General features: G+C 67.8%; 18 protein-coding genes. 3 read left to right on the top strand and 15 right to left on the bottom strand.

The annotated features are described in order from the left end of the window. Positions 1-8: 8 nt before the first annotated feature. Positions 9-1,466, top strand: coding sequence for a TrkH family potassium uptake protein (locus AC3A6G_RS22840; RefSeq protein ID WP_487861777.1), 1,458 nt, complete (start codon positions 9-11; stop codon positions 1,464-1,466). A 17-nt stretch (positions 1,467-1,483) separates the two neighbouring features. Here AC3A6G_RS22840 and AC3A6G_RS22835 read toward each other — a convergent pair whose 3' ends face one another. After that, entirely contained in the window at positions 1,484-2,422 is a 939-nt protein-coding gene (locus tag AC3A6G_RS22835; protein WP_487874639.1) for a 2-hydroxyacid dehydrogenase, read from the bottom strand. A 43-nt stretch (positions 2,423-2,465) separates the two neighbouring features. Further along, positions 2,466-4,307 (bottom strand): ABCB family ABC transporter ATP-binding protein/permease, encoded by a 1,842-nt coding sequence (locus AC3A6G_RS22830; RefSeq protein WP_487874638.1) that lies wholly within the window; start codon positions 4,305-4,307, stop codon positions 2,466-2,468. A 41-nt stretch (positions 4,308-4,348) separates the two neighbouring features. Here AC3A6G_RS22830 and AC3A6G_RS22825 point away from each other — a divergent pair, with 41 nt between their 5' ends. Further along, on the top strand, positions 4,349-4,777 hold the full coding sequence (locus AC3A6G_RS22825) for an acyl-CoA thioesterase (RefSeq protein WP_487861780.1): 429 nt from the start codon (positions 4,349-4,351) through the stop codon (positions 4,775-4,777). A gap of 27 nt (positions 4,778-4,804) precedes the next feature. On the opposite strand, the gene AC3A6G_RS22820 is transcribed toward AC3A6G_RS22825, so the two are convergent. From AC3A6G_RS22820 to AC3A6G_RS22765, 12 genes are all read right to left on the bottom strand, one after another. Next, entirely contained in the window at positions 4,805-5,908 is a 1,104-nt protein-coding gene (locus AC3A6G_RS22820) for an ABC transporter substrate-binding protein (protein ID WP_487874652.1), read from the bottom strand. Positions 5,909-6,108: 200 nt separating this feature from the next. Then, positions 6,109-6,873, bottom strand: coding sequence for an enoyl-CoA hydratase (locus tag AC3A6G_RS22815; protein WP_487874637.1), 765 nt, complete (start codon positions 6,871-6,873; stop codon positions 6,109-6,111). Between the two features lie 50 nt (positions 6,874-6,923). Further along, positions 6,924-7,517, bottom strand: coding sequence for a DsbA family protein (locus tag AC3A6G_RS22810; RefSeq protein WP_487874636.1), 594 nt, complete (start codon positions 7,515-7,517; stop codon positions 6,924-6,926). A 9-nt stretch (positions 7,518-7,526) separates the two neighbouring features. Further along, on the bottom strand, positions 7,527-8,363 hold the full coding sequence (locus AC3A6G_RS22805) for an acyl-CoA thioesterase (RefSeq protein ID WP_487874635.1): 837 nt from the start codon (positions 8,361-8,363) through the stop codon (positions 7,527-7,529). Between the two features lie 28 nt (positions 8,364-8,391). Next, positions 8,392-9,303 carry an alpha/beta hydrolase family protein gene (locus AC3A6G_RS22800; protein ID WP_487874634.1) on the bottom strand — a complete coding sequence of 304 codons (912 nt, stop codon included), beginning with the start codon at positions 9,301-9,303 and terminating at the stop codon, positions 8,392-8,394. 5 nt (positions 9,304-9,308) lie between these two features. Further along, complete coding sequence (locus AC3A6G_RS22795; protein ID WP_487874633.1) at positions 9,309-10,505, bottom strand: acetyl-CoA C-acyltransferase; 1,197 nt, start codon at positions 10,503-10,505, stop codon at positions 9,309-9,311. Then, entirely contained in the window at positions 10,502-10,951 is a 450-nt protein-coding gene (locus AC3A6G_RS22790; protein WP_487874632.1) for an endonuclease domain-containing protein, read from the bottom strand. Before AC3A6G_RS22790 ends, AC3A6G_RS22795 begins: the two co-directional genes overlap by 4 nt. Before the next feature lie 13 nt (positions 10,952-10,964). Continuing rightward, entirely contained in the window at positions 10,965-13,364 is a 2,400-nt protein-coding gene (locus AC3A6G_RS22785) for a 3-hydroxyacyl-CoA dehydrogenase/enoyl-CoA hydratase family protein (protein WP_487874631.1), read from the bottom strand. 39 nt (positions 13,365-13,403) lie between these two features. After that, entirely contained in the window at positions 13,404-13,841 is a 438-nt protein-coding gene (locus AC3A6G_RS22780; protein WP_487874630.1) for a DUF2147 domain-containing protein, read from the bottom strand. A 7-nt stretch (positions 13,842-13,848) separates the two neighbouring features. After that, positions 13,849-15,645, bottom strand: coding sequence for an acyl-CoA dehydrogenase C-terminal domain-containing protein (locus AC3A6G_RS22775; protein WP_487874629.1), 1,797 nt, complete (start codon positions 15,643-15,645; stop codon positions 13,849-13,851). 69 nt (positions 15,646-15,714) lie between these two features. Continuing rightward, the gene (locus AC3A6G_RS22770; protein WP_487874628.1) at positions 15,715-16,401 is read right to left on the bottom strand and encodes a TetR/AcrR family transcriptional regulator; all 687 of its coding nucleotides are present in this window, start codon (positions 16,399-16,401) and stop codon (positions 15,715-15,717) included. A gap of 122 nt (positions 16,402-16,523) precedes the next feature. Continuing rightward, a complete protein-coding gene (locus AC3A6G_RS22765) occupies positions 16,524-17,282 on the bottom strand; it encodes an SDR family oxidoreductase (RefSeq protein WP_487861791.1) in 759 nt (252 codons plus the stop codon). A 106-nt stretch (positions 17,283-17,388) separates the two neighbouring features. Here AC3A6G_RS22765 and AC3A6G_RS22760 point away from each other — a divergent pair, with 106 nt between their 5' ends. Further along, entirely contained in the window at positions 17,389-18,276 is an 888-nt protein-coding gene (locus AC3A6G_RS22760) for a LysR family transcriptional regulator (protein WP_487874627.1), read from the top strand. Between the two features lie 25 nt (positions 18,277-18,301). On the opposite strand, the gene AC3A6G_RS22755 is transcribed toward AC3A6G_RS22760, so the two are convergent. Then, complete coding sequence (locus AC3A6G_RS22755; RefSeq protein ID WP_487861793.1) at positions 18,302-19,150, bottom strand: fumarylacetoacetate hydrolase family protein; 849 nt, start codon at positions 19,148-19,150, stop codon at positions 18,302-18,304. Between the last annotated feature and the right edge of the window lie 6 nt (positions 19,151-19,156).

Here is a 19,156-nt window from a genome sequence, read left to right as displayed (position 1 = left end):
CGCCATCCATGTCTTCACCGCAGGCCATCGTTGCCCTGGTCGGACGCCTCGTCGTCCTGTTCTCACTGCTGATGCTGGCGCCGCTTTTTGCCAGCTGGCTCGACGGTGGCCGCGCGCTGCAGGCTTTTTCATGGTCGCTGCTCGCCACGCTGGCCAGCGGCCTCGCGATGGTTGTCCTGACGCGCGGCCATCTGGGCGAACTTCGCCCGCGGGATGGCTTCGTGATGGTCGGCGTGATCTGGTTCCTGCTGCCGACCTTTGCCGCCGTGCCGCTGCTGCTGGCCATTCCCGGCCTGAGCGTGACCGACGCCTACTTCGAAGCCATGAGCGGCTTCACCGCCACCGGCGCGACCGTGCTGGTCGGCCTCGACCACATGCCGATGGCAGTGAACGTGTGGCGCTGCCTGCTCAACCTGGTCGGTGGGCTCGGCATCGTGGTGCTGGCCGTGGCCGTGCTGCCGATGCTCGGCGTGGGCGGCTCGCAATTGTTTCGCACCGAGATCACGGGCCCGATGAAGGACCAGAAACTCACGCCGCGCATCTCGGACACGGCGCGCGGGTTGTGGACGGTCTACTTTCTCGCCTCGAGCGCCTGCCTGCTGGCCTACCGCTGGGCCGGCATGAGCTGGGCCGATGCCTTCATGCACATGTGTTCGACGATGAGCCTGGGCGGCTTCTCCTCCCACGACGCGAGCCTCGGCTACTTCAACTCGCCGCAGGTCGAGATGGTGGCGGTGGTCTTCATGCTGCTGGCCGGTGTCAACTTTGCGCTCTACTTCCTGGCCTGGAAGCGCCGCTCGCTCACCGTGCTGTGGCGCGACGCCGAACTGCGCACCTACGTGCTGGTGCTGGCGGGCAGCGTGGCGCTGATCACCGGCTACCTGCTGGCCAACGCGCCGGACGGCGACGTGCTGCGCACGCTGCGGCGCACCCTGTTCCATGTGGTCTCGGTCGCCACCACCACCGGCTACGCCACGCACGACTACGCGCTGTGGCCGACCTTCGTGCCGTTCCTGATGATGCTGCTGGGCTGCTTTGCCACCTGCGCGGGCTCGACCGGCGGCGGCGTGAAGATGCTGCGCGTGCTGCTGCTGCTCAAGCAGTCGCAGCGCGAGCTGGTGCGCATCATCCATCCGAACGTGGTCAACCCGGTGGTGCTCGGCGGCGTCACCGTGCCGCCGCGCGTGATGCACAGCGTGATCGCCTTCATGATGCTCTACGGCATGACCATCGTCGCGTTGACCATGGTGATGCTGTTCAGCGGGCTGGACGTGGTGACGGCTTTTACCGCCGTGATTGCCTGCCTGAACAACATCGGCCCGGGCCTCGGCGACGTCGGGCCGGCCGTGAACTACGCGGGGCTCACCAACTTCCAGACCTGGGTGCTGAGTTTCGCCATGCCGCTTGGGCGGCTCGAACTGCTGTCGCTGCTGGTGCTGCTGACGCCGCAGTTCTGGCGCCGCTGAGGCACGTCAGACCGGCGTCAGACCGGGGTGAGAACGCCGCGCCCCGCGAAGTGCCCTTCGGCATTCGCAAGGAAATGGTCGACCGACTTCTGCGTCGCCTCGGGCGACCAGCCCGCCATGTGCGGCGTGAGCAGCACGTTGTCGAGGCCGACCAGCAGCTCGGGCCGCTTCGGTTCGCTTTCGTACACGTCGAGCCCCGCGCCCGCAATGCGGTTCTCGCGCAGCGCCGCGGCCAGCGCCTCGGTGTCGACCACGCTGCCGCGGCCGATGTTCACCAGATAGCCCTGCGGCCCGAGCGCGTCGAGCACCTCGGCATTCACCAGGTGCTTCGTCGCGGCGCCGCCGGGCGCCGCCAGAATCAGGAAGTCGGCCCAGGCGGCGAGCGACTTCAGGTCGCCGAAGTAGCGGTGCGCCGCGCCTTCCTTGGGATTGCGGTTGTGGTAGCCGACTTCCATGTCGAAGCCGGCTGCGCGCTTCGCGATCTTCTGGCCGATGGTGCCGAGTCCGAGGATGCCGAGCTTCTTGCCCGAGACGTTCGGCGCCTGCGGGATCGCATCGCGCCACACGCCTTCGCGGCACAGCCGGTCGAGCTTGCGAAACTCGCGCACGATGCCGATCAGAAGGCCGAACGCATGGTCGGCCACGCAGTCGTCGTTGGTGCCCGCACCGTTGGCTGTGGCAATGCCGCGTGCGCGCGTGACCTCGAGCGGCAGGCCTTCGTAGCCCGCGCCCATGCAGCAGATCAGCTCGAGCGCCGGCATGGCCGCGATCTCCTCGGGAGTGATGCCGATCACGCCGATGGTCAGCACCGCGCGAAATTGCTCGCCGTGCGTCGCGATCGCGGCCGCGCGCTCGCGCTCCGTGGCGGCATAGGTCATCTCGTAGACCTGGGCAATCTGGGCCCGGTGTGCGCTCGAGAGGCTGTTGAGCACCAGCAGGGGTATCTTCGTCGACACGTCTGAACTCCTGGGAGAATCAATAAAAATAGGTGATCAGCCGCTACAGCAGCGGTGCGGCTTCGCTTTTCTGCAAGGCCCACATCTGCGCATAGCGGCCCTGCTTCGCGAGCAGTTCGGCATGCGTGCCGCGCTCGATGATCGTGCCGGCATCGAGCACCAGGATCTCGTGCGCGTCGACCACCGTCGACAGCCGGTGCGCGATGACCAGCGTGGTCTTGTCCTGCGCGGCGCTCTTGAGCTCCGACTGGATCGCGCGCTCGTTGGCCGAATCGAGCGCCGAAGTGGCTTCATCGAAGATCACGATGGGCGGGTTCTTGAGCAGCGTGCGCGCAATGGCCACGCGCTGCTTCTCGCCGCCCGAGAGCTTGAGCCCGCGCTCGCCGACCGTGGTCTCGTAGCCCTTCGGCGTGGCCGAGATGAAGTCGTGGATGCGCGCCGCGCGCGCAGCCGTCTCGACTTCTTCGCGCGACGCGCCGGGGCGGCCGTAGGCGATGTTGTATTCGATGGTGTCGTTGAACAGCACCGTGTCCTGCGGCACGATGCCGATGGCGCGGCGCAGGCTCGACTGCTGCACCTCGCGGATGTCCTGGCCGCCGATGGTGATAAGCCCATCCTGGACGTCGTAGAAGCGGTAGAGCAGGCGCGCGAGCGTCGACTTGCCCGAACCCGACGGGCCGACCACCGCCACCGTCTTGCCGGCCGGTATCTCGAAGCTCACATGCTTGAGGATCGGCCGCGCGGGCTCGTAGGCGAAGCTCACGTCCTCGAAGCGCACCGCCGAATCGGCGCCGCCGAGCGGCTGTGCGTCCGGTGCGTCGCGCACCTCGCGGTCTTTTTCCATCAGCACGAACATCTTGTCGAGATCGGTCAGGCTCTGCTTGATCTCGCGGTAGATCACGCCCAGGAAGTTGAGCGGGATGTAGAGCTGGATCATGAAGGCGTTGACCATGACCAGGTCGCCGAGCGTCATGCGCCCCTCGACCACGCCCGCGGTGGCACGCCACAGCATCAGCACCAGGCTCACGGCGATCAGCATTTGCTGGCCGATGTTGAGCATGCTCAGCGTGCGCTGGCTCTTGATCGCCGCCTTGCGGTAGCGGTCGAGGCTCGCGTCGTAGCGGCCGGCCTCGAAGTCTTCGTTGTTGAAGTACTTGACGGTCTCGTAGTTCAGCAGCGAATCGACCGCGCGGCTCTGCGCGACCGAGTCGAGCTCGTTCATGATCTTGCGGAACTGGGTGCGCCATTCGGTCACGGTGACCGTGAAGCCGATGTACAGCACCAGCGCGGCCAGCGTGATCCAGACGAACGCAGCGTCGAACTTGACGCCCAGGATGGTGAGCACCAGCACCAGTTCGATGAACGTCGGCACGATGCTGTAGAGCGACATCGAGACCAGCGAGTGCACGCCGCGCGTGCCGCGCTCGATGTCGCGCGTCATGCCGCCGGTCTGGCGCTCCAGGTGAAAGCGCAGGCTCAGCGAATGCAGGTGCCGAAACACTTCGAGCGCGATCTGCCGCGCCGTGCCCTCGGTGGCCTTGGCGAAGATCAGCTCGCGCAGCTCGCCGAACAGCGAGGTCGAGAAGCGCAGCAGGCCATAGGCCACCAGCAGCCCGATGGGAACCACGAGGATCGCCGCGGCCACGTCGGGCTTGGGCGTCATGGTGTCGACCAGGTCCTTCAGCAGCACCGGCACGCTGACGTTGGCCACCTTGGCGCCCACCATGAAGGCCAGCGCCGCGGCCACCCGCCACTTGTATTGCCACAGGTAGGGGAACAGCCGCCGCAGCGTGGCCCAGTCGGAACGGTCGCTGCGCGCCGGCGCGTGGCCCGGGGCGTGTGCGGAATGAGAAGGGGGTGGGAGGGCTTCGCCGCTGCGGCGCATGAAGGACAATCGTGGTTGCTTATTTGCTCCCGATTGTGCCCATGTCCGATATTTCCAGCAGCGCCGCTGCCGCCCCGTTGAAAAGCCTGCCCACCGACATGGAGCTGGTGCTCAAGGTCATCCCGATGCCGGCCGACTGCAATGCCAATGGCGACATCTTCGGCGGCTGGGTCATGGCGCAGTGCGACCTGGCCGGTTCGGTCATTCCGGCGCGCTATGCCAAGGGCCGGCAGGCCACGGTGGCGGTCAACGAGTTCATCTTCAAGCAGCCGGTGCGGCTCGGCGACATCCTCTCGTTCTATTCGAAGCTGGTGCGCATCGGGCGCACCTCGGTCACCGTGACGGTCGAGGTCTTTGCCGAGCGCTTTCGCGCGCAGGGCGAGTACATCAAGGTGACGCAGGCCACCTTCACCTACGTGGCCATCGACGACAACGGCCGGCCGCGGCCGATCGAGCAGCCGGCAGCCTGAAGGCCGAACGGGCCCCGCCGCGGCGGCTCAGCCGGCGGCGTCCCGCACCCGGTCGAAGCGCTCGAATTCGCGGTTGATCCAGCGCCCGTCCTGCCGCTCGGTGCGGCGGATGTACACCGCCTGCACGATGTCGCGGGTGTAGGCGTCGATCTCGATCGGCCCGCGCGGGCTCTCGAGCTTGAGCCCGCGGAAGGCGTCGACGAGCTTCTCGCCGCGGGCATTGCTGCCGCGTGCCGAGCGCATCGCGGCGTCGGTGGCCGCCAGCGCGTCGTGCGCCGCCACCGCGAAGTAGCCGGGCCGCAGGTGGCTGCCGTACTCGGCCTCGAAGGCGCCGGTGAAGGCCCGATTGGCCGCGGAATCATGCGCGAACGAATAGTGGTGGCTGGTCACGAGGCCGTCCGCCAGTTCGCCGATGCCCTCGAGGTAATGGTCGTCGGTCGCGTCGCCCGTGGCGAGCAGGCGGATGCCGGTGCCGGCCATGCCGCGGTCGCGCCAGAACTTGAGGAAGGTCGCGGGCATCTGTCCCGAGGGCAGGAAGAAGAACACCGCCTGCGGCTTGAGCTCGCGCAGCCGCAGCATGTAGGCCGAATAGTCGAGCGTGGCGAGCGGCACGCGCAGCATCGCGCCCACGCGCCCACCGCCCGCGCTGATGCCCGAGACGAACGCGGCCTCGGCGTCGACGCCCGCGGCATAGTCGGCCACCACCGTGCAGACATCGCGCAGCCCCTGCTGCAGCGCCCAGCGCGCAAGCGGCATCGTGACCTGCGAGATGGTGAACGACAGCCGCACCGCGAACGGGCAGCGCGCCGTGATGCCCGAGGAAGCCGCGTTCATCACCAGGAGCGGCACCTTGGCCTGCGTGGCGACGGCACCGACGGCATAGGCGTTGGAACTGAAGTCGAGTCCCGCCAGCAGGTCCACGCGCTCGCCCTCGACGAGGTCTTGTGCGTGGCGCCGCGCCTGCTCGGGTGCGCTGCCCGGCACGTCGCGCCGCAGCAGTTCGACCGGACGCCCCGCGATGGCCTGGTTGTGCGCGGCCAGCCAGGCCGACATGCCGGCATCGAACTGCCGCCCGCCCCCCGCATAGGGCCCGGACCACGAGCCGATGAGCCCGATGCGCAACGGACGCACGCGGGCCCGGACCACCGCGGGCGACGCCACCAGCGCCCCCGCGAGCAAGCCGAAAGTACGCCGGCGCGTGACGCCGGTTGCTACTTTTTCAGTAGCTGCACCGACATGCTGGCCGGGGACTGCGGCCGATCCTGACTGGAAGATGTGCACGCCGCCCAGTGTACGCATGCACCAGGGCGGGGCAATGCGTGGAACTACGATCAGACCTTCGAAAAGTCGGGCTTGCGCTTCTCCATGAAAGCGCCGAAAGCCTCGCGCGCAGCGGGTTCGCGCAGCATCCGGCCGAAGCTCGCGCCCTCCTCGTCCATGCGCTCGATCACCGCGGGCAACTGCGCCTTCTTGAGCAGGCGCTTGGTCTCGACCAGCGCGGAGAGCGGCTTGGCCGCAAGCTTGCGGGCCTGTCCCTGCGCGATGGCATTGGCCTCGGTCGGCGGCACGATGCGGTTGACCAGCCCCACCTCGAGCGCGGCCTCGGCCATGAAGGGTTCGCCGAGCAGCAGCGCCTCGGCGGCGCGGTGGTGGCCGAACATCTGCGGTACCAGCAGGCTGGACGCTGCCTCGGGGCACAGCCCCAGGTTCACGAAAGGCATCGAGAAGGCCGCGTTGTCGCCCGCATAGACCAGGTCGCAGTGGAACAGCATCGTGGTGCCGATGCCCACGGCCGGGCCGCAGACCGCCGCGACGATCGGCTTCGGAAAGGCCGCAATGCCGCGCAGGAAGCGGAACACCGGCGAGTTCCCGCCGGCCGGCGGCGCATTGAGGAAATCGCCGATGTCGTTGCCCGCGCTGAAGATCGTCGGGTCGCCCTGGATCAGCACGCAGCGCACCGCGGCATCGCCCTCGGCCGCGGCGAGCGCGTCGGCCAGCTCGGCGTACATGCCGCTGGTGATCGAGTTCTTCTTCTCGACGCGGTTGAAGGTCAGGGTCATCACGCCGGCTTCGGTGTGGACGAGGATGTCGCTCATGGAATGGATCCTTGGAGGAGAGAACTGGAAGGAATGGGCGACCGGGCCGCTCAGGCCGAGAGCGCCTCGCGCACGAAATCGAGCCGGTCCTGGCCCCAGAACATCTCGCTGCCGACGAACATGGTCGGTGCACCGAACACGCCACGCTCGACAGCTTCCTGCGTGACGGCCTTCAGCCGGTCCTTGGTTTCCTGCGCGCCGGCCAGCGCGAGCAGTTGCTGGGCGTCGAAGCCGGCGTTCTGCAGGACCGCCCCCACGGTGGCCGAGTCGTTCATGTTCTGCGGTGCAACCCACATGGCGTGGAACACGGCATCGACGTAGGCCCCGAAACGCTCGGGGTTCTTCATCTGCACGCCCGTGGCGCCGCGCATCAGCAGCAGCGTATTGACGGGGAAGTGCGGGTTGTGGACGAAAGGCACGCCATAGCGCTTCGCAAAGCGCTGCAGGTCGGTCGTCATGTAGGGCCCCTTGGGCCTGACCTCGGCTGGCGAGCGGTTACCGGTGGCCTGGAACACACCGCCGAGCAGGATCGGCTTCCACACCAGTGCGGCGCCGGTGTCGGCGCACACGTGCGGCAGCTGCGTGGCGGCGAGGTAGGCGGCGGGGCTGCCGAAGTCGAAATAGAAGTCGACGGATTTCGTCATGGGCGGTGTCTATTCCTTGTAGTAGACGATCTGGTTCGAGGTGGCGAGCAGCACGCCATTCTGGCTCCAGAGCTGCGCGGCCTGGTCGAAGAAGCCGTTGAAGAACTGCTGGCCCGTCGCGCGGCCCAGCAGGTAGCCGGTGCCGACCTCGGCGAACTGCGCGGCACCGGCATGGAAGTAGGTGGTGATCGACACCGTGCCCGCGGGCACATGCTTCGCGCGGCGCAGCCACACGCGCGGATAGAACACATCGCTCATCGCCGCGAGCGAGGCGAAGTCGAGCGGCCGCGGCTCGGCCTCGCGCAGCCAGTAGAGGCTTTCGCTGCGCTGCTCGCTGCCGTCCCACTGCGTGGGGATGAAGCCGCTGACCGGACGCATCTCGTACCGATCGAGCCAGGCGACGCCGGCCGGGCCGATGCTGAAGCGCTCGACCGACTCGGGCCGCGGCACATCTTTGGGCATCGGCAGGTCGCTTTGGCTCCAGGTCTCGCGCCGCGCGGCCGTGACCACGGTGGCGGTGGTCGTCATGTTCGGCGTGCCGTCGGCACCGGGCTGCGTGATCTGCACCGTCCAGTGTTGCGTCGAGCGGTTGGTGCGCACGGCCGTGGCCTGCACGTCGAACGGTCCGGCCACGAGGGCGGCCGCGAAGTTGACCGTCAGCGCGAGCGGAGTGCCGAGCAGGTCGGGATGCTGCAGCACCGACTGCAGCGCGATGGCCGCGGTGGCGCCGCCGAAGGGCCCCACCATGTTCCAGTATTCGGCGCTCGTGGCGCCGGTGAAGTGGCCGGCACGCAGGTCGCTGTGCTGCAGCGCCAGGGCCTTGTCGAAGGGATGGGTGCTCGTCATGGTCGCAGTGTGCCTCCGGTGGGTGGACTCATGCAGTCGTCTGCGGGACGCCCGCCAGCGACGGCGCAGTGATCGCCGCGAGCCGGTGCAGCTTGTCGACCGTGGTCGGCCAGAGCGTGGCGCTGAACTGCTCGCGGAAGAAACCGAAATGGCCGATGCGCGACGCCTGCACGTCGGCCGGCGCGATGCGCTCCATCGCCCGCGGCGCCTGGTCGTAGAAGCTCAGCAGGCTGCGCGTGCCGGCCAGCGTCATCAGTTCGTCGTCGGTCATCGACAGCGCCAGCACCGGGAAGCGCACGCGGCTGTAGCTGCGCGCCGCGCGCTCGCCCTCGGCGCCCACGCTGTAGCGCGGGTCGAGGCACCAGCGGCGCCATTGCAGGATCACGCCGCGCGGCAGGTCGCCCACCTTGCGCAGCCGGCGGCCCGGAAAGTAGCCCCAGAGCCGGGTCGCCAGCGGCACCAGCACGAACCAGAAATACAGGATGCTGCGCTTCAGGCGCGGCGCGTTCTCGCGCCAGTAGCCGCTGCCCGCGGCAATGCTCACCAGGCCGTCGACCTGCTCTGGCCGCTGCAGCAAGCCCGGCAGCTGCGCGCCGAGGCTGTGGCCGAGCAGGTAGAGCGGCTGCGAAGGCAGCGCGGCCTTGGCGGCATCGACCACCGCTTCGTAGTCGCGCGCCCAGTCGAAGAGGTCGGCGTCGAAGCCCCGCAGCGAAGCACCCGCGCGCGAATCGCCCGAGCCCCGGTAGTCGAAGGTCCAAACGCTGAACCCCTGCGCGGCGAGCCAGCGCGCGAACGGCTCGTAGAACGACTGGCGCACGCCCATCGCACCGCCGATGACGATGCTCGCGCGCGCCTCGGCCGCGGCCGTGGGCGCGTAGTGGCGCACCGCGATCTGCTGCCTGCCGCCGTCGACCGGGAGCTTGTGCGGGTGTGCCTGCATGGCCGTCAGACGCGTTCGAAGATGCCCGCGGCGCCCTGGCCCATGCCCACGCACATCGTGACCATGCCGTACTTGAGCTTCTCGCGCCGCAGCGCATGCACCACCGTCGCCGAGCGGATCGCCCCGGTCGCGCCGAGCGGATGCCCGAGCGCGATCGCGCCGCCCATCGGGTTGACCTTCGACGGGTCGAGCCCCAGCGTATCGATCACCGCGAGCGACTGCGCCGCAAAGGCCTCGTTGAGCTCGAACCAGTCGATGTCCTCGTGCTTCAGGCCGGCATAGCGCAGCGCGGCCGGAATGGCTTCGATCGGGCCGATGCCCATGATGTGCGGCGGCACGCCCTTGCTCGCGAAGCTCACGAAGCGCGCGAGCGGCACGAGTCCGAACTGCTTGACCGCCTTCTCGCTCGCGAGGATCAGCGCGCCTGCGCCGTCGGACGTCTGCGAGCTGTTGCCGGCCGTGACCGTGCCGCGCGCGGCGAACACGGTGCGCAGCTTCGCCAGGCCTTCGAGGCTCGTGTCGGGGCGCGCGCCTTCGTCGAGCGTCACCGTGCGCGTGGTCGCGACCGACTCGCCGGTCTCGAGGTTCGGCACCCGGTCGGTCACCTCGATCGGCGTGATCTCGTCGGCGAACTTGCCGGCCTTCTGCGCTGCCAGTGCCTTCTGGTGCGAGGCGAGCGCAAACGCGTCCTGCGCCTCGCGGCCGACCTTCCACTGCTGCGCGACCTTCTCGGCCGTGAGGCCCATGCCGTAGGCAATGCCGACGTCGCCGTCGCGTTCGAAGATCGACGGCGAAAGCGACGGCGCGTTGCCCATCATCGGCACCATGCTCATGCTCTCGACCCCGGCCGCGATCATCACGTCGGCCTCGCCCACGCGGATGCGGTCGGCCGCCATCTGCACGGCCGACAGCCCCGAGGCGCAGAAGCGGTTGACGGTGATGCCGCCGACGCTGGTCGGCAGGCCCGCCAGAACCGCGCCGATGCGCGCGACGTTGAGGCCCTGCTGCGCTTCTGGAATCGCGCAACCGCAGATGATGTCTTCGATGGCCTGCGGGTCGAGGCTGGGCACCGCGGCGAGTGCGGCCTTGAGCGTGGTCGCGAGCAGGTCGTCGGGGCGGTGGTTGCGGAAGTAGCCGCGGTGGGACTTGCCGATGGGGGTGCGGGTGGCGGCGACGATGTAGGCGTCTTGGGTTTGTTTCATGGCTTTTCAGTCCTTGTATCTTGTCTTGCCCCCTCTCCCGCTTGCGGGAGAGGGCTGGGGTGAGGGTTGCCGTCTTGGAGCGCCAGCAGGATCCGTTCGAGAACAGCATCGGTCTGCGTCAGCACTTCGTTGTTCCAGAAGCGAAGAACCCGGTAGCCTTGCGCTTCGATGAAGCGTGTACGACGCTCGTCGTAGGCAGCAGCTTCTGCATGCTGTCCGCCATCCAGTTCGACGACCAACTTCGTTTCGAGGCATGCGAAGTCGGCAAAGTAAGGGCCGATAGGTCGTTGGCGACGGAACTTGAAGCCGCCGAGGCGGCGATCGCGCAAATGAAACCAGAGTAGCGATTCGGCGTCGGTCGGGGCTCCGCGAAGCGCTCTCGCCCTCACCCTGGCCCTCTCCCGCAAGCGGGAGAGGGAACCGGACGGATCGAGGTCTTCGCTCATGGTCTTTGCCGACTCAGTTGCGCACCGGCTTCCCCGTGCTCAGCATCCCCATGATCCGCTCCTGCGTCTTGGGATGCACGATCAGCGAGCAGAACGCCTTGCGCTCCAGCGCCATCACATATTCCTCGGTCACCAGCGAACCGGCATCCACGTCGCCACCGGTGACCACGTGCGCGATCAGGCTCGCGATGTGGAAGTCGTGCGCGCTGATGAAGCCGCCGTCGCGCATGTTCACGAGCTGGCCCTTGATCGTCGCGGCGCCGCTGCGGCCCGCCACGCGGAAGCTGCGGCGCAGCGGCGGGCGCCAGCCGGCATCGGCCATGGCCTTGGCCTGCTGCAGCGCCACGTACAGCAGCTCGTCCTTGTTGGGCACGATCACGTCGCTGTCGAGCAGGTAGCCGAGCTTTTTCGAATCGAGCGCGCCGGTGCCGACCTTGGCCATCGCGGCGGCGGTGAAGCCTTCGGTCAGGAACGGCAGCAGGTCACTGCCGGTCGAGGCCGCGGCGTTCTCGGCCGCGCGGCGCGCGATGTAGGTCAGGCCGCCTGCGCCCGGGATCAGGCCCACGCCCACTTCGACCAAGCCGATGTAGCTTTCCATCGCCGCCACGCGCCTGGCCGAATACACCGCCAGCTCGCAGCCGCCGCCGAGCGCCATGCCGCGCACGGCCGACACCACCGGCACGCTGGCGTAGCGGATCTTGAGCATCACGTTCTGCAGCTCTTCCTCGGCCCCTTCGACCGCACCGATCCCGGCGACGACGAAGGCCGGCAGCATCGCCTGCAGGTCGGCGCCGACCGAGAACATCTCGTCGGGCGACCAGATCACGAGGCCCTTGTATTCGGCTTCGGCCAGTTCGACCGCGGCGCCGAGCGCCTCGGCCACGTCGGGACTGATCGCATGCATCTTCGACTGGATGCTGGCAATCAGCACCTCGCCGTCGAGCGTCCAGACGCGCACGTCGCCCTCTTCGCTGATCGTGGTGCCCGCGGTGTTCGCATCGGTCGCGTCGGCGCCGAGCACGCTCTCGGGGAACAGCTGGCGCGCGTGCACCGGCAGCTTGCGTTGGGGCACGAACTTGCCTTGCGACGCGCTCCACGAACCTTCGGGCGTGTGCACGCCGCCGGCCTCGGCGACCGGGCCCTCGAACACCCATTTCGGCAGCGGCGCGGTGCTCAATGCCTTGCCCGCATCGATGTCGTCCTGGATCCATCGCGCGACCTGTGCCCAGCCGGCTTCCTGCCAGAGCTCGAACGGGCCCTGCTTCATGCCGAAGCCCCAGCGCATCGCGAAGTCGATGTCGCGCGCGCTCTCGGCGATCTCGGCCAGGTGCACGGCGGCATAGTGAAAGCCGTCGCGCAGGATCGCCCAGAGGAACTGGCCCTGCGGCCCTTCGGCCTCGCGCAGCAGCTTCAGGCGCTGGCCCGCGGGCTTCTTGAGCATGCGGCCGTAGACCTCGTCGGCCTTGGCGCCCCCGGGCACGTACTCGCCGCTGGCCTGGTCGAAGCGCAGGATGTCGCGGCCGACCTTCTTGAAGAAGCCGGCCTTGGTCTTCTGGCCCAGGTGGCCGAGTTCGAGCAGCTTGGCGAGCACCGGCGGCGTCGCGAAGTTGGCGTAGAACGGATCGGTCTCGGCGCTCAGGTTGTCCTGCAGCGTCTTGACGACGTGGGCCATGGTGTCCAGGCCCACCACGTCGGCCGTGCGGAAGGTGCCCGAACTTGCGCGGCCCAGCTTCTTGCCCGTGAGGTCGTCCACCACGTCGGGCGTGAGGCCGAACTTCTCGACTTCCTTCAGCGTGGCCAGCATGCCGGCGATGCCGACGCGGTTGGCGATGAAGTTGGGTGTGTCGTGCGCCCGCACCACGCCCTTGCCGAGCGTGCTGGTGACGAAGGCCTCGAGGTCGTCGAGCACCTGCGGCTCGGTGGTGGGCGTGTTGATCAGCTCCACCAGGAACATGTAGCGCGGCGGGTTGAAGAAGTGGATGCCGCAGAAGCGTGGCTTCAACGTCTCGGGCAATGCCTCGCTGAGCTTGGTGATCGACAGCCCCGAGGTGTTCGAGGCCAGGATCGAATGCTTGGCCACGTGCGGCGCGATCTTCCTGTAGAGATCGAGCTTCCAGTCCATGCGCTCTGCAATCGCTTCGATGATGAGGTCGCACTCGCCGAGCTTGGCAAGGTCGTCGTCGTAGTTGGCCTGCTCGATCAGCACCGCGTCGCCGACGTCGCCGAGCGGCGCGGGCTTGAGCTTCTTGAGGTTGTCGATGGCGCGCGAGACGATGCCATTCTTCGGGCCTTCTTTAGCGGCCAGGTCGAACAGCACGACGGGCACGCGCACATTGACGAGGTGGGCGGCGATCTGCGCGCCCATCACGCCGGCGCCGAGCACGGCGACCTTTTTCACTTGAAATCGGGACATGTTGCTTCGTATTTCTTGGATGGGTTGCGTGCAGCAGGCTTACTGCACGCGGTTCCAGGTCTGGGTGCGCCAGAACGGACCGAGGTAGCCGCGCACCTCGAGCTTCTTGCCACCATCGATGGGCGTGAAGCTCGCGCGGTATTCCTTGCCGTTCTCGGGGTCGAGGATCCGGCCGCCTTCCCAGACGTCCTTGCCCTCGGCCTTCTGGCCGCCGCGGACGATCTCGAGACCCGCGATCGGCTTGCCCTTGCGGTCGTCGCTGCATTCGTCGCAGACCGCGTCGGGCTTCGCATCCTTCTTCAACGACTTCTCGATGCGCCCGACGAGTGCGCCGTTGGCTTCGGCGATTCGGATCTCGGCTTTGGCCTCACCGGTCTTGTCGTCAACGTTGCGCCACAGGCCCACGGGCGTGGCCTGGGCCATGGCCGCGGACGAGACCTCGGCGAGCACGACGGCTGCGAGCATTGCTTTTTTCATGGTCGGCTCAGGCCAGCGCGGCGTCGGTGTCCATCAGCACCTTGCTGCCGGCACGCGCGGTGCGCATCAGCGTCGCGGTCTCGGGGAACAGCTTGGCGAAGTAGAAGCGCGCGGTCTGCAGCTTGGCGACGTAGAAGGGATCAGCATTGCCTGCGGCGATCTCGCGCAGCGCGACCTGCGCCATGCGCGCGAACAGGTAGCCGAACACGAAATGCCCGGCCACGCGCAGGTAGTCCACCGCGGCGGCGCCCACTTCGTCGGGGTTCTGAAAGCCCTTGAAGCCGATCTCGGTCGTGAACTTGGTGAGCTGGTCGCCGAGGCCCGCGATCGGATTGATGAATTCGGCCATCTTCTCGTTCACGCCCTCTTCCTCGACCAGCTTCGCCACGAGCTTGCCGAACTTCTTGAGCGACGCGCCGTTGTTGCCGAGGATCTTGCGGCCCAGCAGGTCCAGCGACTGCACGGTGTTGGTGCCTTCGTAGATCATGTTGATGCGGTTGTCGCGCACGAACTGCTCCATGCCCCATTCCTTGATGAAGCCATGGCCGCCGAACACCTGCATGCAGGTGTTGGTCGCGATGTGGCCGTTGTCGGTGATGAAGGCCTTCACGATCGGCGTGAGCAGCGCCACGATCTCGTCGGAGTCCTTGCGCACCTTCTCGTCGGGATGGTGGTGCGCCTTGTCGAGCAGCAGCGTGCAGAAGATCTGCAGCGCGCGGCCGCCCTCGGCGTAGGCCTTGGCGGTGAGCAGCATCTTGCGCACATCGGGGTGCACGATGATCGGGTCGGCTTCCTTGTCCTTGGCTTTCACACCCGAGAGCGAGCGCATCTGCAGGCGGTCCTTGGCGTAGGCCAGTGCGTTCTGGTAGGCCACTTCGGTCAGGCCCAGCGACTGGTTGCCCACGCCAAGGCGCGCGGCGTTCATCATCACGAACATCGCGGCCAGGCCCTTGTGCGGTTCGCCCACCAGCGTGCCGGTGGCGCCTTCGATCACGATCTGCGCCGTGGCGTTGCCGTGGATGCCCATCTTGTGCTCCAGGCCGGCGCAGAAGATCGGGTTGCGATCACCGAGCGCGCCGTCGGCCTTGACGTGGAACTTCGGCACCACGAACAGGCTGATGCCCTTGCTGCCCTTGGGCGCGTCGGGCAGGCGGGCCAGCACCAGGTGGATGATGTTCTCGGCCATGTCGTGCTCGCCGGCCGAGATGAAGATCTTGCTGCCGGTGATGCGGTAGGTGCCATCGGGCTGGGGCTCGGCCTTGGTGCGCAGCAGGCCCAGGTCGGTGCCGCAATGCGGCTCGGTCAGGCACATGGTGCCGGTCCACTCGCCGCTCGTGAGCTTGGGCAGGTAGGTCTTCTTCTGTTCGGGCGTGCCGTAGGCATGCAGCGCCTCGTAGGCGCCGTGCGAGAGGCCCGGGTACATGGTCCAGGCCTGGTTGGCGCTGTTGAGCATTTCATACAGGCACTGGTTGACCACGTAGGGCAGGCCCTGGCCGCCATGTTCAGGGTCGCACGAGAGCGCCGGCCAGCCGCCTTCGACGAACTTGGCATAGGCCTCCTTGAAGCCGGTGGGCGTCTTCACCTCGTGCGTCGCCTTGTCGAGCGTGCAACCCTCTTCATCGCCGCTGATGTTGAGCGGAAAGGTCACCTCGGCCGCGAACTTGCCGGCTTCCTCGATCACCGCGTTGATGGTGTCGGCGTCGGTCTCGGCATGGGCCGGGAGTGCCTTGAGCTCGTCGGAAACGTTCAGCATCTCGTGCAGCACGAACTGCATGTCGCGCACGGGTGGGGTATAGGTCGGCATCCGGGACTCTCCTGGTCGAAGCTGGGTAAAAAAAGAAGGGGAAAAGCGAGAAAGCGAAATCGTGGCCGCTCAGCGCACCGTCTTGAGGCGGCGTGCGGCAGGCTTGGCGGCAGCAGCAGCGGGCGGCGCTTCGGGCGTGGCCGCGCGCGCGAGGATGTTGTCGAAGCCGACGTTGGCGCGCGCGATCGAGCCGGGCACCTGCAGAAAGCGCGCTTCGTAGTGCAGCGCAAGGATCAGGCCGTGGATCTCGAAGGCGATCTGCCGCTCGTCGGCATCGGCGCGCAGGTGGCCTTCGCTCTTGGCCTGCACGATGGCGCGCAGCACGGCGGCCTGCCAGATGCTGACGGACTCCACGAGGGCATCGCGCACGGGGCCCGGGCGATCGTCGAACTCGGAGGCGCCGCTGATGTAGATGCAGCCCGAGTCGATCTCGGCCGAGGTGCGCTTCATCCAGTTGGCGAACATCGCGCGCAGCCGGGGCAGGCCGCGCCGCGCCTCGAGCGCGGGATAGAACACCTCTTGCTCGAAACGTGCGTGATACTCGCGCACCACCGAGATCTGCAGCTCCTCGCGCGAGCCGAAGTGGGCGAACACGCCCGACTTGCTCATCTTGGTGATTTCGGCCACCGCGCCGATCGACAGGCCCTCGAGCCCGATCTGGGCCGCCAGCGCGAGCGCGGCGTCGACGATCACGGCCTTGGTCTGCTGGCCCTTCTGGGCGGCGCGCGGCTTGGCGGAGACTGCGGTGACGGACATCGGGAACCTCAAATAAAACGAACGGTCGTTCTATTTTGCAGGGGCTTCCCGGATTTGAGGCCGATTAACCTTCGGTTTTTCTAGGTTAATCGCAGTGGCCGGCGGGCGGTGGCCCGCGCCGCTCAGAACGCCTGCGATACCGGCCGCAGCACCACTTCGTTGATGTCCACGTCGGCAGGCTGCTCGACGGCGTAGACCACCGCGCGCGCCACCGAATCGGCCGGGATCTGGCTCGCCTCGTAGAAGGCCTGCACGCCGGCGGCGGTCTCGGCATCGGTGGTGCCGAACTTCAGCTCCGACTCGATCGCGCCGGGCGAGACGATGGTCACGCGGATGCCGCTGTCGCCCACCTCGACGCGCAGCCCCTCGGAGATCGCACGCACCGCATGCTTGGTGGCGCTGTAGACCGTGCCGATCGGCGTGAACACCTTGAGCCCCGCGATCGACGAGATGTTGACGATGTGGCCGCTGCCCTGCGCCTGCATGCGCGGCAGCACCGCGGCAATGCCGTAGAGCACGCCCTTGATGTTGACGTCGATGGTGCGGTTCCATTCGTCGACCTTCAGCCGCTCGATCGGCGACAGCGGCATCACGCCCGCGTTGTTGACCAGCACGTCGATACGGCCGAAGGCCTCGACCGTGGCGGCGGCCAGCCGCTCGAGATCGTCGCGCTTCGACACGTCGGTCGCCACCGCGATCGCCTCGCCGCCGGCCTCGCGGATCTCGGCCACGACCTTGTCGAGCCGGTCGGTGCGGCGGGCCGCGAGCACCACCCTGGCGCCGCGCTGCGCGAGGTGGCGCGCGGTGGATTCGCCGAGCCCGCTGCTCGCGCCGGTGACGATGGCGACCTTGCCGCGGATGTTGTCTTGAACGGATGTCATGGGAAATTCCTTGAAGAAGTTGAAGAGGTGCATGCAGTGTGGAAAATCCACGCATTCCCGTAAATGAAACTTGCACGACTTCAAAATTCCAGAATCAGGAACATTCATGAGCAACCGCCTCGAAGCCCTCCGCGTGTTCTGCGCCGCCGCCGATGCCGCCAATTTCCGCGAGGCCGCGGTGCGGCTGTCGGTCTCGCCGCAGGTCGTCACGCGGGCGGTGCGCGAGCTCGAGGACGAGCTCGGCGAGCCGCTGTTCCATCGCAGCACGCGCGGCGTGCAGCTCACCGACTTCGGCCGCCAGCTCGCGCAGCGTGCGCGCACGGCGGTCGGCGGGGTCGATGCGCTGTTCCACCGCACCGACCGGCGCGCCCTCTCGCAGCATGCGGGCACGGTGCGCGTGACCGCGCCGAACGTGTTCGGCCGCCGGCTGATCCCCGAGGCGCTGGCGCCGATGCTCGCGGACCACCCGGGGCTGGTGCTCGACCTGCGGCTGTCCGAGCAGCATGCCGACGTGGTGGACGAACAGATCGACATCGGCGTGCGCGCCGGTCCGGTGCGCGATGCGCGCTTCGTCACCCGCGTGGTGGGGAAGATGGCGCTCTACGTGGTGGCGGCGCCGGCCCTGGTGGCGCGCACCGGCGTGCCCGACACGCTCGAGGCGCTGTCGCGGCTGCCGCTCACGGGACTGATCGACCGCAGTGCGGGCCGGCCGTGGTCATGGTTCTTCAGCAAGGGGCGGCAGATGCCGATCACCGCACCCGCGTTCGTGACCGACGACGTCGATGCCGAATGCGCCGCGGTGCGCGCGGGCCTGGGCTTCGGCCAGCTCGTGGCGCCACTGGCCGAGCCGCTGATGGCGTCGGGCGAGCTGGTGGCGGTGCTCGAGGCCGAGGCGCCCGAGCCCTGGCCGATCCATGTCTACCGCTCGCAGCGCGCGCCGGTGCCGGCGCGCGTGCGGCTGGTGTACGACGCGCTGCTGCGCGCGCTGCGCTGATGAGGCGCGCGCAGCGGGTCGTGCGTCAGCGCTTGAACGGAATCACGTCCTGCCGCTGGTCGCCCAACCCTTCGATGCCCAGCGTCATCACGTCGCCCTTCTTCAGGTAGAGCGGCGGCTTCATGCCCAGGCCCACGCCGGGCGGCGTGCCGGTGGTGATGACGTCGCCGGGCATCAGCGTCATGAACTGGCTCAGGTAGCTCACGATCTTGGCGATGCTGAAGATCATGGTCTTGGTGCTGCCCGTCTGCATGCGCTTGCCGTTGAGGTCGAGCCACATCGACAGCTTCTGCGGGTTGGGCACTTCGTCGCGCGTGACGAGCCAGGGGCCGATCGGGCCGAAGGTGTCGCAGCCCTTGCCCTTGTCCCAGGTGCCGCCGCGCTCGATCTGGAACTCGCGTTCGCTCACGTCGTTGATGGTGCAGTAGCCGGCCACGTAGTCGAGCGCGTCCTTCTGCGACACGTAGCTGGCGCGCGCGCCGATGACCACGCCGAGCTCCACCTCCCAGTCGCTCTTGACCGAGTTCTTCGGCAGCATGACCGGATCGTTCGGGCCTTGGATGCAGCTGGTGGCCTTCATGAAGACCACGGGCTCCTTCGGGATCGGCAGGCCCGACTCGGCGGCGTGGTCGGCGTAGTTCAGGCCGATGGCGATGAACTTGCCGACGTTGGCAACCGGGCAGCCGAAGCGCGGCTTGCCGCGCACCAGCGGCAACTTGTCGATCTTCTGCCGGCGCAGCTTCGCCAGCGCGGCGTCGCCGAGCTGGTCGGGCCCGATGTCGGCGACCAGGGCGCTCAGGTCGCGCAGGCGGCCTTCGTCGTCGATGAGGCCGGGCTTCTCCTTGCCGGGGTTGCCATAGCGAACGAGTTTCATGCTGTC

This window comes from Variovorax sp. Soil_C_26 (assembly GCF_057657075.1).
The sequence above is the reverse complement of the archived record's forward strand: the minus strand, read 5'-3'. Positions and strand labels throughout refer to the sequence as shown.